The sequence below is a fragment of the Peptostreptococcus sp. genome (genome assembly GCF_977045075.1).
Map to the genome: position 1 here is coordinate 47,794 of NZ_CDRRTB010000001.1, position 17,160 is coordinate 64,953.

15 protein-coding genes, 2 pseudogenes and 1 other annotated feature are annotated in these 17,160 nt (G+C 36.0%); of the genes and pseudogenes, 12 read left to right on the top strand and 5 right to left on the bottom strand.

Features of this window, described 5'->3' with window-relative positions; genetic code table 11:
* The first annotated feature begins 15 nt into the window (after positions 1-15).
* A complete protein-coding gene (locus ACW6OJ_RS00235) occupies positions 16-1,413 on the top strand; it encodes a ribonuclease E/G (RefSeq protein WP_456095427.1) in 1,398 nt (465 codons plus the stop codon).
* Positions 1,414-1,515: 102 nt separating this feature from the next.
* Here ACW6OJ_RS00235 and ACW6OJ_RS00240 read toward each other — a convergent pair whose 3' ends face one another.
* From ACW6OJ_RS00240 to ACW6OJ_RS00250, 3 genes are read right to left on the bottom strand one after another with little or no spacing between them, the layout of a single operon-like run.
* Positions 1,516-2,430, bottom strand: a complete 915-nt coding sequence (locus ACW6OJ_RS00240) for a ribonuclease Z (RefSeq protein WP_456095428.1) — start codon at positions 2,428-2,430, stop codon at positions 1,516-1,518.
* On the bottom strand, positions 2,424-2,885 hold the full coding sequence (locus ACW6OJ_RS00245) for a fluoride efflux transporter FluC (RefSeq protein ID WP_456095429.1): 462 nt from the start codon (positions 2,883-2,885) through the stop codon (positions 2,424-2,426). Before ACW6OJ_RS00245 ends, ACW6OJ_RS00240 begins: the two co-directional genes overlap by 7 nt.
* Positions 2,882-3,229, bottom strand: coding sequence for a fluoride efflux transporter FluC (locus ACW6OJ_RS00250; RefSeq protein WP_456095430.1), 348 nt, complete (start codon positions 3,227-3,229; stop codon positions 2,882-2,884). The genes ACW6OJ_RS00245 and ACW6OJ_RS00250 overlap by 4 nt, the downstream gene beginning before the upstream one ends.
* A 266-nt stretch (positions 3,230-3,495) precedes the next feature.
* On the opposite strand from ACW6OJ_RS00250, the gene recX reads away from it, so the two are divergent.
* The 6 genes from recX (at position 3,496) to ACW6OJ_RS00280 (ending at position 9,735) form a co-directional block, all read left to right on the top strand.
* Entirely contained in the window at positions 3,496-4,119 is a 624-nt protein-coding gene (gene recX, locus ACW6OJ_RS00255) for a recombination regulator RecX (RefSeq protein WP_412427171.1), read from the top strand.
* Between the two features lie 180 nt (positions 4,120-4,299).
* Positions 4,300-4,995 carry a nicotinate-nucleotide adenylyltransferase gene (gene nadD / locus ACW6OJ_RS00260; protein ID WP_293429209.1) on the top strand — a complete coding sequence of 232 codons (696 nt, stop codon included), beginning with the start codon at positions 4,300-4,302 and terminating at the stop codon, positions 4,993-4,995.
* Positions 4,996-5,571, top strand: coding sequence for a bis(5'-nucleosyl)-tetraphosphatase (symmetrical) YqeK (yqeK, locus tag ACW6OJ_RS00265; RefSeq protein WP_456095431.1), 576 nt, complete (start codon positions 4,996-4,998; stop codon positions 5,569-5,571).
* Between the two features lie 26 nt (positions 5,572-5,597).
* Positions 5,598-5,945 carry a ribosome silencing factor gene (gene rsfS, locus ACW6OJ_RS00270; protein ID WP_456095439.1) on the top strand — a complete coding sequence of 116 codons (348 nt, stop codon included), beginning with the start codon at positions 5,598-5,600 and terminating at the stop codon, positions 5,943-5,945.
* A 187-nt stretch (positions 5,946-6,132) separates the two neighbouring features.
* Positions 6,133-6,315 (top strand) — a binding site (T-box leader).
* A 63-nt stretch (positions 6,316-6,378) separates the two neighbouring features.
* On the top strand, positions 6,379-8,799 hold the full coding sequence (gene leuS, locus ACW6OJ_RS00275) for a leucine--tRNA ligase (RefSeq protein ID WP_456095432.1): 2,421 nt from the start codon (positions 6,379-6,381) through the stop codon (positions 8,797-8,799).
* Between the two features lie 9 nt (positions 8,800-8,808).
* Positions 8,809-9,735: a DMT family transporter gene (locus ACW6OJ_RS00280; RefSeq protein ID WP_455104860.1), complete on the top strand. Its 927-nt coding sequence runs from the start codon at positions 8,809-8,811 to the stop codon at positions 9,733-9,735.
* A gap of 142 nt (positions 9,736-9,877) precedes the next feature.
* Here ACW6OJ_RS00280 and ACW6OJ_RS00285 read toward each other — a convergent pair.
* Positions 9,878-10,905, bottom strand: a pseudogene (locus tag ACW6OJ_RS00285) (ISL3 family transposase); the annotation flags it as partial.
* Between ACW6OJ_RS00285 and ACW6OJ_RS00290 the strand changes: the two are divergent.
* The 3 genes from ACW6OJ_RS00290 (at position 10,859) to ACW6OJ_RS00300 (ending at position 13,910) form a co-directional block, all read left to right on the top strand.
* Entirely contained in the window at positions 10,859-11,383 is a 525-nt protein-coding gene (locus ACW6OJ_RS00290) for an ABC transporter substrate-binding protein (RefSeq protein ID WP_456095433.1), read from the top strand. The pseudogene ACW6OJ_RS00285 and the gene ACW6OJ_RS00290 sit on opposite strands and share 47 nt — an antisense overlap.
* Before the next feature lie 107 nt (positions 11,384-11,490).
* Positions 11,491-11,616, top strand: a complete 126-nt coding sequence (locus ACW6OJ_RS00295) for a hypothetical protein (protein WP_456095434.1) — start codon at positions 11,491-11,493, stop codon at positions 11,614-11,616.
* Positions 11,617-11,750: 134 nt separating this feature from the next.
* Positions 11,751-13,910 carry an AAA family ATPase gene (locus ACW6OJ_RS00300; protein ID WP_456095435.1) on the top strand — a complete coding sequence of 720 codons (2,160 nt, stop codon included), beginning with the start codon at positions 11,751-11,753 and terminating at the stop codon, positions 13,908-13,910.
* 233 nt (positions 13,911-14,143) lie between these two features.
* Here the strand turns inward: ACW6OJ_RS00300 and ACW6OJ_RS00305 are convergent.
* Positions 14,144-14,404: pseudogene (locus ACW6OJ_RS00305) on the bottom strand (transposase family protein); the annotation flags it as partial.
* A gap of 303 nt (positions 14,405-14,707) precedes the next feature.
* Here ACW6OJ_RS00305 and ACW6OJ_RS00310 point away from each other — a divergent pair.
* Together ACW6OJ_RS00310 and ACW6OJ_RS00315 are read left to right on the top strand one after the other, a co-directional pair.
* Positions 14,708-15,037, top strand: a complete 330-nt coding sequence (locus ACW6OJ_RS00310; RefSeq protein WP_456095436.1) for a TfoX/Sxy family protein — start codon at positions 14,708-14,710, stop codon at positions 15,035-15,037.
* A gap of 661 nt (positions 15,038-15,698) precedes the next feature.
* Positions 15,699-16,574: an aminoglycoside phosphotransferase family protein gene (locus tag ACW6OJ_RS00315; protein ID WP_456095437.1), complete on the top strand. Its 876-nt coding sequence runs from the start codon at positions 15,699-15,701 to the stop codon at positions 16,572-16,574.
* The last annotated feature ends 586 nt before the right edge of the window (positions 16,575-17,160 follow it).

Consider the following 17,160-nt stretch of genomic DNA (forward strand, 5'->3'; position numbering starts at 1 on the left):
GGATTGGAGGATTTTATGAAGAGGATAATCATAGAAGACTTTTGTAATGCAAGAAAGCTAGCCCTCTTGGAAGAGGACAAGTTGACTAAATTAATTATAGAAGATAAGTTTAAGGATGGGCTGGTAGGAAATATCTATAGGGGGCGAGTCCACAAGGTAGTCAAGGGAATGGATGCCTGTTTTGTGGATATTGGTTTAGAAGAGCCGGCCTATATGAAGATAAAAAGGGGTCAAAGTACCTGTGTTGGCGATCTAATTCTAGTCCAGATTTCTAAATCTGCCAAGGGAGACAAGAGGGTCAGCCTAACAAGAGAAGTCAGCATACAGGGCAGGTATATGGTCTATATACCATCTAATGATAAGATTAGTTACTCGAATAAGCTAACAAAGAGTCAGGTATTGGACTTGAAAGCAAAGATAGAGGAACTAGGGGTCACAGGTAATAGGGGCTTAATTGTAAGGACAGAGGCAGGTTTTGCAAGTATAGATGATTTAAAGGATGACTTTAATATTCTAAGGGATAGTTATGAAAGACTAGAGGAATCTTTTAAGTCTAGCCTAAGTCCAGGCTTGATTAAGAGGGCCAAGGGTCAAATTGAGACTTTTATAGGCTATAACATAGACAAGGACCTGGAGGCTATAGTTTATCCCCAAGATATGGATGTAGATTTCAACAATGGGGCTGCTGAAAGTCTGGATAAGCTTGATATAAGGGCCATAGTCAAGTCTATAGATAGGTCCTACCTTGGAAGGCTAGTAAGGGATAAAAATCCTGCTACCTTTAGCAACCATGGTGTAAATGCTAGGCTTACTAGTTACCTTTCAAACAAGATTAGGCTGAGGAATGGGTCTTATATAGTTATCGATAAGACTGAGGCTATGACGGTTATAGATGTTAACTCCGGTAGGTACATTGGGTCAGCTAATTATGCCAATACTGTTATAGATGTCAATATGGGCCTAGTAGATGAAATAGCAAGGCAAATACTCATGAGGGACCTATCCGGAATCATCATTGTAGACTTTATAGATATGAAGTCAGAAAAGGATAGGGAAGACTTGATAAGAAAAATGAATAGGGCCTTGGGGGCTGATGGGAAAAATACCAAAGTTCATGGCTTTACCAGACTAGGACTTTTGGAGATAAGTAGGAGGAGGAGTCAGGACTCATTTGAATCATACTACTATAGCCATGAGTCTAGAGACTATTACTCAGCTAATAGGCTAGTAGACCTAGTAGAGGAAGAGGCAATCAGTCATATTTACCATGATCTAATAAAAGATGATGAAGAGAAAAGTCTTGTTATAGAAATGGAGGCTGGTAGGTACAAGAGGCTTATGGCAGAAAAAAAGGAGGTCATAGGTCAAATTGAGGACAAGTATGGACTAGTTATAGAATTTAGACCAGTATGAGAAATTTAATATAATCAGAAATAATAAAGCTAGGCATTCACCTGAACCTTTGTAGAAGGTGAATGTCTAGCTTTTTTTAATATTATCATACAAGACCTATTTTTAGGGATAGCCTATGGATATATTGATACCATCATAGGCCAGACTAGTGTTTTTGAAGACAGAGCTTGCATTTTCAATATAGTCACTTGGAGAATCCAGTGATGGTGAAAAGTGGGTCAAAAGCAATTGGTCTACCTGACCCCTGTAGGCAAGGTTGGCTGCCTCCCTAAAGGTCATGTGCTTATTTTTCACTGCCTTTCCTATATCCAGGTCATCACCATACATGGCCTCACATACAAAGAGTCTACTGGACTCTATAAAGGGAATGATGGCATCTATAGGTCTAGTGTCAGTTATATATGAAAACTTGATACCAGGCCTAGGCTTGCCAAGTACCATATCAGGTGTGTAGGACACATCATCCACATAGAAGGTCTGACCAGCCTGTAGGTGTCTCCATAGGCGCTTAGGAACCTGGTTTTCTAGGGCCTTGTCTATGTCAAACTCCCTATTTCTCTTAAAATAGAGACTATAGCCCAGACACTCAGTTGAATGGTCTAGATCAAGGGTTGAAATTTCAATTTCCCTAAGTATATCTGAATTTATTGAAAAGCAACCTGCAGGTTTTTCAAGGACCACGAGTCTATAGGGCAGGCCCTCCCAAAGAACCATCATTGCACTAAGGGCTCTTTTTATACCCCTCGGACCAACTATATACAAGGGACTTCTTTTTTCGGCATTACCCATGGTAGATAAAAGACCTAGTAGGCCATTGATATGGTCACCATGGAGGTGGGTGATTAGAATTAAATCTATGTCCTTGAAACCACAGCCTATCTTCTTCATAGAAATCTGGGTTCCTTCGCCACAATCTATTAAAATTTTTCTTCCCTTATAATTAATAAAGGCACTTGAACAAAATCTTTCTGGTGTGGGTACATTACCACCTGTGCCTATCATTGTAAGATTTAACATTTACTCACCTTCTTTCCTAAGTTATTTCCAAGGACGGCCATAAGCAGGCCTCCAAATATGGAAAGGAATATGTATATAAGTCCTGGTATGGGGTGGCCATCCAGAACAAGTTGACAAAAGTCCCTGCTAAAGGTTGAAAAAGTAGTGAAACTTCCAATTAAGCCAGTAGCAAATAAATTGTAAAAATGCGGCCTAATCCTACCAAGTAGGCACCTAGCAAGCAGGGCTAGGACAAAAGAGCCTAATAGGTTAACAACTAGGGTCCCTATAGGAAGGTAGTGTAATAGGCTGATTAAAAGTCCCTCTACATGGTTGGGCTTGATAACTATAAGTTTGGACCTATGGTTGAGGAGGTCGTCAAGTCCAGTAAATACTCCAAATCGTAATATAGAACCTACTAGCCCACCCAAGAAAATATATGGGATAGACTGGTCGAAGCTAGGTTTTTTCATCATATAAGCACCCCCAAAAAGCAGGCTCCAATAGACAAGAAAATACTAAGGGCCACATATAAAAGACTAATAGTTATATGACCATCAATGGCTAGATTTAGGTTCTCTACTATAAAGGTAGAAAAGGTTGTAAAACCACCCAAGAAACCTGTAGCCACAAAGGTTAGTAAGCCTTTATTATTAAAATGACTGTATGCGTATGCCAGCAAAAACGAACCCAATACATTTATAAAAAGAGTATGCAAGGGCATTTTCGATTCAATTTTATCCTGAATGTAGACGCCAGTAGAGTAACGGGCAAGGGCACCAAGCCCTCCTCCTAGGCCTACAAGTATTATATATATCATAAGTACTCCTATAGCAATTTATAGTTCTAGTAACTTTAAATGAAATTATTATTTCATATTTAGTTCAAAATCCTCATACCCATAGGCAATATGTGTTAGAGAAAAAATATCCATAAAAAACCTAAATAATCCAATCCTATTTTAGCTATTATAATATCAATTTTAGCATAAATTAGGATAAATAAGTTACAATTGAATACAAAATATAAGGATACAAAATAAAAATATATTTTTGTGGTATAATCAGAGAGGAAGGATGTGGTTTTTTGGCTAGGGTTACATCAATTGAATTTCAAAAAAAGAATAAGGATAGGGTCAACCTATATGTTGATGGAACCTATCTTATGTCAATGTATGCAGAAATGGTCTACAAGTACAATATCAGCGTAAACTCAGAAATTGACCAAGAGAGACTGACGGAAATAATCAAGGCTGATGACTATGAGAAGGCCAAGAACAAGGCCTTAAACTACATTTCCAGGGTAGAGAGATCTGAAAAGAAGGTCAGGGAAAAGTTGCAAGATGAATTTGACCAAGAAATAATAGATATGGTCATGGACTTTTTAAAGAAATACTCATTTGTTGATGATGGCAGGTTTGCAGGAAGAATTATAAGCAACTCTATGAAGTTTAAAAGGGTTGGTAAAAACAGGATCAAACAGGACCTCTACATGAAGGGTATAGATAGTGCCATGATAGACAAGACCCTATCTGATATAGACCAGGACGAAGAATTGGAAAATGCTATATATCTGGCAGAGAAAAGACTGGCAAAAATCAAATCAGATGATAAAAATCTACTTAGAACAAAGTTATACCAGCACCTATCCTATAAGGGATTTGCTTATGATACTATAAATTCTGCCATCCGTCATGTTTTGGACATATAATGGCAAGATTATTTGGAGAAGGTCGAAATGAAGAATATAATTATATTGGCTATCAGTATATTAATTGCAGTATACAACATTGTTAGCCTCTATATGGACGATAGAAGGTAAAAATCAAATAGACTTATGATTAAGCCTGTGATAAAATTAAATTATCATGATAATGAGAGGAATAGAATAATGTTGGAATTGCAAGACAGGCTTGAACTGTCTAGAAAAAGAAATATAGAAAAGCTAGAGTCGATGAGGGATAGTAAAGGGACTAAACTCAAGCTAGGTATAATGGGAGGAACCTTTAATCCTATTCATAACGCCCATTTGGCTACTGCAGAATTTATAAGGGACAAGTATGATCTAGACAAGGTTATATTTATACCTGCAGGTGACCCACCTCATAAGAAGGGGGTCTTAAACAAGTTTAAGCGTTTTGATATGGTCATCCTATCAACACTAAAGAACGATGATTTTTTGGTTTCAGATTATGAGGTCCTTTCAGACAAGGAAAGGGACTACACTGTAGATACCCTAAGGCATATAAGTGAAACCTATCCCAATGAAGAGTTATACTTCATCACAGGATCAGATGCCCTAAATCAGATGGAAACTTGGAAGGAATTCCAGGAAAATTTCAAGCTGGCCAAGTTTGTAGCAGCTATTAGGCCGGGTATAAATCTTTTAGAAACCCAAGAAAATGTTGAAACCTTTAGGCAGAGATATGATGCTGATATAGATATGGTATATGTTCCTTCATTGGAAATATCATCAACCTATATTAGGAGCTTAGTAAAAAACGGTAAGAGTATAAAGTACTTGGTACCTAGTAGGGTAGAGGAATACATAAATGTACATAATTTGTATGGAGGTGTTGTTAGGTAGATGGAAAAATCGGTTATGATAGAAAAATTAAAGGATTATCTACCGGAAAAAAGATGGACTCATTCATTAAACGTGGCTAAGGCTGCAGTCCAATTATCAGACTTGGTGGGATGTGACTCACAGAAGGCTGAAATAGCTGGGATTTTACATGATGCAGCCAAGTATGTAAAGCTAGAAGATGTAGGATCTTATTGTGAAAAGTACAATATCCACCTAGATGATATGGAGAAGAAGAGCACGGCCCTATCACACAGTGTATTGGGGTCTTATATAGCCAGGTACGAATTTGGCATTGAAGATGAAAATATATTAAGTGCAATCAGGTATCATACAACGGCTAAGCCGGATATGAATATCTTGGAAAAAATCATATATGTAGCAGACGTAATAGAGGTCGGCAGGGACTACCCTGGTGTTGACGATCTAAGAGAGGTAGCCTTTAGTGGTGACTTAGACAGGGCAGTTCTGATGGCCCTAGAAAATGCCATTTTGTCGGTGATAAGGAAAAAGGCACCACTACATTTGAGGACTATAGAGGCGAGAAACTATTACTTGGTCCAGGTCAAAGCTAAATAGGTTAAGAGATTGAGGAGAAAGATATGATAACAGTAGAAAATATGGTAAAAGTCATCTACGATGCTATAGATGACAAGCTAGGTCAGGATATAGCTATTCTGAATATAGGTAAGGTATCTAGTCTATGTGATTACTTTGTGATAACATCAGCCTCGTCTTCAAGACAGGTAAAGGCAATAGCAGATAGTGTTGAAGATGCTATGACTGAATTAGGCATTGAGCCTAGGGGTAAGGAAGGTAGAGAGATGCAGAACTGGATCCTGCTAGACTATGGTGATGTAATGGTCCATGTATTTGATGAAGAAAACAGGGGCTTTTATAACCTAGAGAAGCTATGGAAGGATGCACCATACCTAGATCCTGAAACACTTTAGCTATGGCTAGGATATCTAAATATGGATAATCCTATAAAATTTAACTGATATATTATTTTTTGTTTTGATTTTATATTACATTAGGTCTAGTTGTTTATATTTTAAATATTGACAAGGTAAGGACTTTATGTTAATATAAAGCATGGGTTTTAGGCTATAAAAGAATAGCCAGGAGAAAAAAGAATATATAAATATAAGCGGAGTAGTAGGAGCTAACTATTTTCAGAGAGCCAATGGATGGTGGAAATTGGTGGTAGTAAACTTTGAACTTGCCGATGAAACTTATATACCGTAGTTGGTTTAACAACGTCGAGAGTCCAAATCTATTTGGAAATTAGGGTGGTACCGCGAGAATATCATCGTCCCTAAACATTTTTGTTTAGGGGCTTTTTTGTTGTTAACCAAAATTTATATTTTTGAAGGAGGAGTTATTATGAGCGTATATGATTTTAAAAGTATAGAAAAGAAGTGGCAGAAGGCCTGGGATGAAAAGGGCCAGTATAAGATGGATACTAGGGATACTTCAAAGCCAAAGTACTACTGTCTAGAAATGTTCCCATACCCATCAGGCAAGATTCACATGGGTCACGTTAGGAATTATTCAATAGGTGATGTGGTAGCAAGATACAAGAAAATGAATGGCTACAATGTTTTACACCCAATGGGTTGGGACTCTTTTGGTCTACCAGCAGAAAATGCGGCAATTAAGAATAACATACATCCACACGTATGGACTATGTCAAATATAGAGGAAATGAAGGAGCAGCTAAGCATGCTTGGTCTTAGCTATGACTGGGACAAGGAAGTAGCAACTTCAACTCCAGAATACTACAAGTGGACTCAGAAGATATTCTTAGAATTCTATAAGGCTGGTTTGGCCTACAAGAGGAAGTCATTTGTTAACTGGTGTCCATCATGTGAAACAGTTTTGGCCAATGAGCAGGTAGTTCAGGGTCAGTGTGAAAGATGTGATAGCCTAGTTGAAAAGAAGGAACTAGAGCAGTGGTACTTCAAGACTACAGAGTTTTCTGAGGAACTATTGGCAGACCTTGATAGTCTAGATGGATGGCCAGAGAAGGTTAAACTTATGCAGAAGAACTGGATAGGCAAGAGTTTTGGTGCTAATGTAAACTTCCAGCTAGAAGGAAGTGACCAGGAAATATCTGTATACACAACTAGACCAGACACAATATTTGGGTCTACATTTATGGTATTGGCTCCAGAATCTCAGTTGGCTAGAGAACTAGTAGCTGGTACGAAGTATGAGCCAGTCTTGAATGAATTCTTGGCTAAGATGCATACTATGACTCAGATAGAAAGAGAAGCAGCCGACCTAGAAAAGGAAGGTAAGTTCATAGGCAAGTATGTAATCAATCCACTAACAGGCAAGAAGATGCCTATATGGATTGCCAACTATGTTTTAGCAGACTATGGTACAGGTGCCGTAATGGGTGTTGCTGCCCATGATGATAGGGACAATGACTTTGCCAAGAAGTATGACCTAGAAATAATTCCTGTAATTGATGAAGATGACAAGATGATAAATTCAGGTCAGTTCGATGGTATGAACAAGGATGAGGCCTTTGACAAGATAATTGAAAAACTAGAGGAAATGGGCAAGGGTAACAAAAAGACTAATTTCAGGTTAAGAGACTGGCTGATTTCTAGACAGAGATACTGGGGCTGTCCTATACCTATGATCTACTGTGATGATTGTGGAATAGTACCAGTAGATGAAAAGGACCTACCAGTCCTACTTCCTACTGATGTAGAATTTACTGGTAAGGGTGAATCTCCTCTTGCAAGCTCAAAGACATTTACACAGTGCACTTGTCCTAAGTGTGGCAAGCCAGCTAGAAGAGAAGTAGATACTATGGATACATTTGTAGATTCATCATGGTACTATATGAGATATGCAGACAACAAGAATGAAGAAGCTCCATTTGATGCTGATGTAGTGAACAATTGGCTACCAGTTGACCAGTATATAGGTGGTGTAGAGCATGCTATCCTTCACCTATTATATGCTAGATGGTTCACTAAGGCCTTTAACAAGCTTGGTTGGACTAATCATGTTGAGCCATTTAAGAACCTTTTAACTCAGGGTATGGTACTGATGGATGGGTCTAAGATGTCAAAGTCAAAGGGTAACACAGTGTCACCAGTAGAATTAGTTGAAAACTATGGTGCAGATACTGCAAGGTTATTTATCTTATTTGCAGCGCCACCAGAAAGAGACCTTGAATGGTCTGAACAGGGAGTGGAAGGTTGCTTCAAGTTCCTTAACAGGGTATACAGATTGGTTGACGAGCTAGCCCCTGTAACAAAACTTGACCATGAATTTGGAAACCTAACTAAGGCTGACAAGGATATGAGGGCCAAGACTAACAATACCTTGAAGAAGGTTACAGAAGACCTTAACGATAGGTTTGGCTTCAACACTGCAATAGCAGCCCTAATGGAGTTGATTAATGACCTTTACAAGTACAAGGAGTTGGATGATAGAAATGACGCTGTTATCAAGGAAGCCATAGAGGCAGTAGTTGTAATACTTGCCCCATTTGCTCCACACCTTGGCGAAGAATTGTGGTTGATGATAGGCAAGGAGGCCAGTGTATTTGATATAGCATGGCCAGAATATGACAAGTCAGCCATCCAGCTAGATGAAGTTGAAATAATCGTCCAGGTTAATGGTAAGGTTAGAAACAAGATAAATGCCCCAGTCGGCATAGACCAGGAGGCTATGAAGGACCTAGCCCTAAATGACGAAAAGATAAAGGAATTCATAGAGGACAAGGATGTAGTCAAAGTGATAGCTATACCTTCAAAGCTAGTAAATATAGTAGTAAAGTAGAGGTGGACAATGAATGAAATAAAGAAGAAAGAAACAAGGGGAGCAGCCTTACTGACTCTTACATCTATCCTTTGGGGTGTGGCCTTTATATTTCAGAGGACAGGTATGGACCACATAGGTCCCTTTGCATTCAACTTTTTTAGATGTTTATTAAGTACATCATTTCTATTATTGGTCAGTGGATTTTTTAGATATAAAAATGCAGAACACTACAGGGCTGCCAATTTTAAACCAAAGCTAGTTACAAAGAACTTACTAGTAGGAGGTACCTTAGCAGGACTTGCCCTATTTATGGGGATGAGCTTACAGCAGATTGGTATGATGAGTACTACTGCCTCAAAGGCAGGCTTTATAACTACCATGTACATAGTGCTGGTACCCCTAATGGGAGTATTTTATGGTAAGAGACCAACGCCTAAAACAGGCTTGTGTGTCCTAATAGCTGCTATCGGCTTGTATTTAATTTCTATCAAGCAAGGCTTTGTTATAGAAAAGGGAGATTTCTTTGTATTCCTTTCTGCTATATCATTTTCCTTCCAGATAGTTGTAGTAGATATATTTGCGCCTAGAGTAGATGCAATCAAGTTGAATATGACCCAGTTTATAACTTGTGGCATCCTTTCACTAATTGTAGTTTTACTGAAGGAGACAGTCACTGTAGAGGCAGTAAGGTCAGCTGGGATTGCACTTCTATATACTGGTATTGCTTCTAGTGGTATAGGCTTTACCCTACAGGTTGTAGGTCAGAAGCACCTACCACCAACTATAGCATCACTAATAATGAGTACAGAGTCAATCTTCTCACTGATAGCAGGTATGCTAGTGTTAGGTGAGAGCATGATGGCAAGAGAGCTATTCGGCTGCCTAGTCATGGTAGTGGCCGTGGTTTTAGCCCAGGTAGACCTACCAAAGAGGAAAAAAGCGGATGTAGGTTAATCTGAATATTTCATTTTTAAATTATATTTTGTAAGAGGCTGTAGCTTGTATGGGGCCCAAAAGCTTAGACAAAAAATCTAACTTTTGGGGGCTCTATGTCAAATAACGTTGGTGATAATTCAAATCAATAAAATCTATTAAATTATGCGGCAGCATCCATAGCAAACTTATAGCTATGGATGTTGCCCTTTTGTATCTTATACCTTTCCATTAGCATTATCCTTGCCTTAAAATTCCTAAAACTCCTATATCCGTAGGATACTCTTTTAATTACCTTTATCTTATTGTTTTTGCCCTCTACAATTGCATTCGTATAGTCATATTTTAATGAGTTAACCACATACTTTCTAAGCTTTTTAAGGGTTTTTATACTCTTCCTAAAACACATCGGTATTTTATCAGTCCTAGTATTTAGAATATCTTCAAGCATAGCTACATCATTATTAGATATACTTAATAGGAAGTTTTGATAAAAAACATAGGCTTCTTTTAAGTTGGGAAATTTTCCTAACATGTAGTCTAATATGTCAACTGAACTAGTCATATTTTTAAAGTGTCTATTCTTGTAAAAATATATACTGTTTAACTCCCAGTTCTTTGTAAGTGGTATTTTCCAGTATCTCTTCAGTATTTTATACTCTTTAGACCTGGTATTAAGCTTCTTCATCTCGTTTATTCTTAGCTTGTTTAACTCTCTTGTCAAGAGCTGTACTATGTGGAATTTATCCACTACAATATTGGCATTTGGAAAGACCTTCTTGGCAAGATCAATATATGGCCTATACATTTCTGTAGTCACATATTTTACCCTTTTTCTCACCTTCAAGGGATATGAATTAAAATACTCAAAGAGGTATCTTTGTCCCCTATCTACCAGGATATCAAAAATATGACCGCCTTCTAAATCGGTTAAATTTACACTCATAGACGCTTAAACTGTATTTACTGACTTGAATTCAACTATTGATAGAATCCTAGGAAGATAATTTTTCTTCTCCTATCTTCAGTTAAACGGAGTATTCTGGCAACACTAGTAGGAGATACACAGTGTTCTTTTGCAATTAGGTCCATTGACTTAGTCTCACATAGGTTTAAAACTATAGACCTCTTAACATCATTCGATATGAAGCACCCCTTATCTACGATAGGTGTTTTAGCCATAAATGTTGAGGAAATAGCACAGGCATTTTATTTTGGGTTAAGGCAGCAAGCAACTTCATCAATTCCTCCTGTTTTCAAGAAATATTTTCCAAAGGACCTGCAAGGTTATCCATACAATCCTGAAAAAGCAAAGCAATTACTGGATGAAGCAGGATACAAGGATGTAAATGGCGATGGAATCCGTGAAGATAAAAATGGAAAGCCTTTTGAAATAAAGATGGCATTTATGGCAGGAGGTGATGTAGCAGAACCGCTTGCTCAAAACTATATTCAAAGCTGGAAAAAAATAGGGATAAAAGCAGTTCTTACATCAGGAAGATTGCTGGCTTTCCAGAATTTTTACGAAAAAGTGCAGGGAGATTCTAAAGACATAGATGTATTCTTTGGAGCTTGGGGAGTTGGAACAAGTCTAGATCCAACTGGTCAGCAGGAAGAAAATCCCAGCTTAACTTTTCTCGTTTTGCATCAGAAGAAAATGACAGGCTAATAGGTGAAATATTAGGAGAAAAATCATTAACAGTTCCAAATTATAAAGTGGAAGCCTACAAGAACTGGCAAAAATACTATATTGGACAAGCGGCGGAAGTTCCGTTAATGTACAGATATAAACTTTATCCAGTAAATAAAAGGCTAAAAAATGTTTACATTGGATATGATTCATCCAAAAGAGATGAGGGTATTCATAAGTGGGAATTGACAGCAGTTGCTCCAATGAGATAGATTTTTGGATTTTATAATAAAATTAACCTCATAATTATAGTTTTATTTCTTGACTTATATAATAATTAAGATTAAACTTAAAGCAACAAACAATAAAATTGTTTAAAATTTATAAGAAAGTGTGGTGATAATTTATGAGTAGAGATTTTAACAGTATGGATGATCTTTTTAATCAGTTAATGGGAGGAATGAGAGGTTTTAATTCTGAAAATCGCCGTTATCTGATAAACGGAAGAGAAGTTACACCTGAAGAATTTGCACAATATCCTGCAACGGGACAATTGCCAATAAATAATGAAATGCAGACTCAAGCATCTCAAGGGCAAAATGTTAAACAAGATGGAATTCTTGCAAAACTTGGACGTAATCTTACACAGGAAGCTCGTGATGGAAAACTAGACCCAGTTATAGGACGTAACAAGGAAATTCAGGGAACCTCAGAAATTTTTTTACGTCGTACAAAAAATAATCCAGTTCTTGTAGGTGATGCAGGTGTTGGGAAAACAGCTGTTGTAGAAGGACTAGCTCAAGCCATTGTAAATGGGGATGTTCCTGCCGCTATTAAAAATAAGGAAATTATTTCAATTGATATTTCGGGACTTGAAGCAGGTACACAGTATCGTGGAAGTTTTGAGGAAAATATTCAGAATCTTTTGAAGGAAGTAAAGGAACTTGGAAATGTTATACTCTTCTTTGATGAAATTCATCAGATTTTAGGCGCAGGAAATACTGGAGATGGTGGTTCTAAAGGGCTTGCCGACATTTTAAAACCTGCTCTTTCACGTGGGGAACTGACAGTTATTGGAGCAACTACTCAAGATGAATACCGTAATACAATATTAAAAAATGCCGCACTTGCACGTCGTTTCAATGAAGTGAAAGTAAATGCTCCATCAGCGGAAGATACTTATAAAATACTTCAAGGAATTCGTAATTTATATGAAAAACATCACAATGTAATTTTGCCTGATAATGTTTTAAAAGCAGCAGTTGATTTCTCAATACAATATATTCCACAACGTAGCTTGCCAGATAAAGCAATTGATTTAATTGATGTGACGGCAGCACATTTGGCCGCTCAACATCCTGTAACTGATGTTCATGCAGTAGAACATCAAATTGAAGAACAGAAAGCAAAACAAGCTGAGGTAGCAAAATCTGAAGATTATGAAGTTGCACTTAATGCAAAAAATCGTATTGAGGAATTAGAAAATAAAATAAAAAATCATACTGAAGATATGAAAGTTACAGCAACAATAAATGATGTGGCTGAATCTGTAGAAAGAATGACAGGAATTCCCGTTTCTCAAATGGGAGCAAGTGATATTGAACGTCTAAAAGGAATGAACGAACGTCTAAAAGCAAAAGTTATCGGTCAGGATAAAGCAGTTGAAGTAGTTGTGCGTGCAATTCGTCGTAACCGTGCAGGATTTGACGAAGGTAACCGTCCAATTGGAAGTTTTCTTTTTGTAGGTCCTACAGGTGTCGGGAAAACCGAACTTGCAAAACAACTAGCACTTGATATGTTTGGAACTAAGGATGCTATTATTAGATTAGATATGTCAGAATATTCTGACAGAACTGCAGTTTCAAAAATTATTGGAACAACGGCTGGATATGTTGGATATGATGACAATAATAATACTTTGACTGAAAGAGTACGTCGTAATCCTTATTCAATTATTCTTTTCGATGAAATTGAAAAAGCTGATCCGCAAGTTATAACGCTTCTTTTACAAGTATTAGATGATGGACGTTTAACTGATGGACAGGGAAATACTATAAATTTTAAAAATACTGTAATTATAGCTACTTCAAATGCTGGATTTGGATATGAAAAAGGACTTGTTGAGAATGTAGACAAACAGGAAATTATAGAAAGATTGAAACCATACTTCCGTCCAGAATTTTTAAATCGGTTCAATGCTGTGATTGAATTTTCGCATCTTAATAAAAAAGACTTATCACAAATTGTTGATTTAATGCTTATTGAAGTAAATAAAACTCTTTCTAAAAAAGAAATTGACTTAGCTGTATCTGATGCAGCAAAAGAATTTTTGACAGAAGAAGGATATGATGAAGTTATGGGAGTACGTCCGCTACGTTATGTAATTGAACAGCAAATACGTGATAATGTGACTGATTTCCATCTTGAAAACCTTGATGCAAAACATCTTGTTGCTGATTTGGAAGATGGTATTTTGGTTATTAAGGAAAAATCAGAAACAGATAAGAAAACTGAAGAAAAAAAAGTGTCTAAGAATAAAAAATCTTTAAAAAAAGATACTGAATAGTTGATAATTTAAAGTTTAATACGTAAGAAATAAAGACTCTAACTAAAATTACTTGGTTAGAGTTTTTTTGCAAGGAAAGCAAATTTATCTTTTTTTACTTAACGTATTGTTTATATAAGAAAGTTTTATTTTATAAGAGTAAGTCAAAAAAGGCGATTTAACTGAATAATATTAAGAATAAAGTTTAGAATATTTCATTATACAAAATTAAGATAATAAACCTGTTCGATAACCTATAGTTCAAAATTATAAATTGCACAAATTAACGAAAATCTCAGGGCAAATTTTCTTTTCTTGTTTCTATAACGTGTAGACACTATCCTAAATCTCTTGATATGCCTGTTCACATGCTCTATGTAAATTCTACGCCTTGAAATAATTGAATTGTATCTCTTGTCCTCTTTAGTTAATTTATGCTTTTTTGTCGATTTTTTAGGTACCAAGATGTTGCTGTGTATCTTATCTATGCCTATGTATCCCTTGTCGGCAATTAAAAGGACATCTTTATGCTATAGTTAAATGGTTTAGTGGTTATATTCCCAGATAAAGACAGGTTCACTTGATATACTTAGTGTTCACTCGTTTCGTGTAGAGGCGGTAACACTTCTTGAAAGAACTAATTAGAGAAGTAGAAGAATGATTTATACTCTGGATAGAACTCGTAGATAGAGGAGAGAAACCTTAGCCACTGTTCGGGTCCATAAACTTGTCACATAGTTTTCTAAAGAGTTTATGGAATTGTATAATGGGATTTATTTTTAAATGAAGACAAATTGGAATTTTTGGAGGTGAAGGGTATGGCTTCAAGGAAAGAATATTTAGATTTTATTTTAGAACAACTATCCAATTTGGAAGAAATATCATATAAGTCAATGATGGGTGAATATATAATTTATTATCGAGGGAAAATCATAGGTGGAATTTATGATGATAGATTTCTAGTGAAGCCTATCAAATCTGCAATAGCGTATATGCCGAATGTAGAATACGAATTGCCGTATGAAGGTGCAAAGGAAATGCTATTGGTAGATGATGTTGACAACAAAGAATATTTAACCGGTTTATTTAATTCAATGTATGATGAGTTACCTGCACCAAAACCAAAGAAAAAGAAATATTCAAATTAGAAGTTGTAGGAGGAATAATGAGAATCGGAGTTATTCAAGCAACTTCACAAGCGACTAAAAATCAAACTTATATTATTCACGGCAAAGCCGTGAAAGTGGTTGAAAGCCACATAGTTACTGTGATTTAACTGAATATTGCTTTTCACCTATCAAGTGAATGAAAAAAGAGTATCCATTAGTGGTAAAATTAAGGTGTTCAAAGTCCTAACAATCCCAAACAAAGGGGCCCTTTATGAGTATTGTAAACACCTTTGGGAAATTTTTATTAATAAGTGGCGATATTGAAGAAATTGAATAGGATTTTCTGCAGGAGCCCTATTATTAGGAGAAAAAGTTTATGTCTCGCCTAATGATAATTCAGATCATCAGATAAAGATAAAAAATGGATTAGGACTCTTTAGTCAGTTTTTAATTAGTGTCCATTATGATTCATGGAATGATAAATCTAATAAGGATAGAGCTGAAGAACTCGTTAATGTTCCCATAATTCCACTAAATGATCATTCCTGTTTTGTATTAGATAAACTTGGAAGCATTATAGAGAAAATTGACTAGTTTTCATTATCTAAATCTTGATCTAGGTAACTAAAGTGTAGACGAACTGGATATGCTACTAGTGAAAACTGCAAAAAGTGTTATGAAATGAATCGGAGGGGGCTTAATGGAGATTATTAGTAAAGTAGCCATAAATAAAGGTTGGTCAGATGATAAAAAATATTGTGTTATTGACAAGAATCAACAAAAATTTTTCCTGCGTGTTTCTGAAAAGGAAAAGTTGGATTCTAAGAAATTTGAATTTGATATGATGGAGAAAGTAGCTTCTCTTGGAGTTCCGATGTGTAAACCAATAAGCATTGAACTCTGCGGTGATGAGGTGCATTCTATACATGAATGGATAGACGGGAAAGATGCAAGAGAAACCATTTTAACTTATTCGAAAGAACAACAATACACTTACGGAGTAGAAGCAGGAAGTATACTTCGAAAAATTCATTCACTCCCTGTAACAGAAGTTCGTGAAGATTGGGAAAGTTCTTTTAATCGAAAAATTGACGACAAAATCGCAAAATACAAAGAATGTCCCTTCCAATATGAAAATGGTCAGATTTTTCTTGATTTTTTAAATACAAATCGAGAATGGTTAAAAGATAGACCTCAGGTTTTCCAACATGGAGATTATCATATCAGGAATTTCATGATTGGTGAAGATCGTAAAATTTATGTCATTGACTTTGATCGATTTGATCTTGGAGATCCTTGGGAGGAGTTCAATCGTATTGTGTGGTCCGCTCAAGTCTCTCCCTTTTTTGCATCTGGTATGATAGATGGATATTTTGATGACAAGGTTCCAGATTTATTTTGGAAACTTCTTGCCATTTACATTCTAAGTAACATAGTTGGAGCTCTACCCTGGGCTCTACCTTATGGAACTGAAGAAATAGCAGTAATGAACAATCAAGCAAAGGAAATTTTAGAATGGTATGATGATATGAAGCAAATCATTCCTAGTTGGTACTTGAACAAAGAGAAGATTTAATAATAAAAATGTTGGAACATTAATTTTAGAAAAATGTAAAGATTATTTGCTTAGATTATAACGAATTCAATTCTTTATTAATACCTATCGAGAATTATCTTGAAACTTGGAATGTTGTTTCGGGGTCAAAGTTACATGAAAGAATATATTTTAAATTTAGAAAAAAAATTCTCTTTAATAAATTAAAAAAATTTTTAAAAAATAAGGAAAATATTGAGGTTGAAGAAAATCCAAATTTGTTGCAGAAAAATGGGCATACAATTTATAAGCTTGCTTGTAAGTATAAAGAAATTAGTAACATATTTTCCTTTGAAGTTCAAGTTAAGTCCTTAATTCATGATACTTTGGGAGAAGTAGAGCATAGTATAGTATACAAATGTAAAAAATTTGATTCTCGATTAGAATTAAAAGAGGATATAATAGAGGGGTTGTATTCTATTTTAGGAGGTGCTAAGAAGCAGCTAGAAAAATTGTATATTTCAAAGTTTTTCTAAAGAGAAACTTGAGAAAGAGTTGTTTTATATATTTATCTCAACTAACGAAAAAGAAAAAATTGATAGTATTCACTATAGAAATTTCTTTTCTT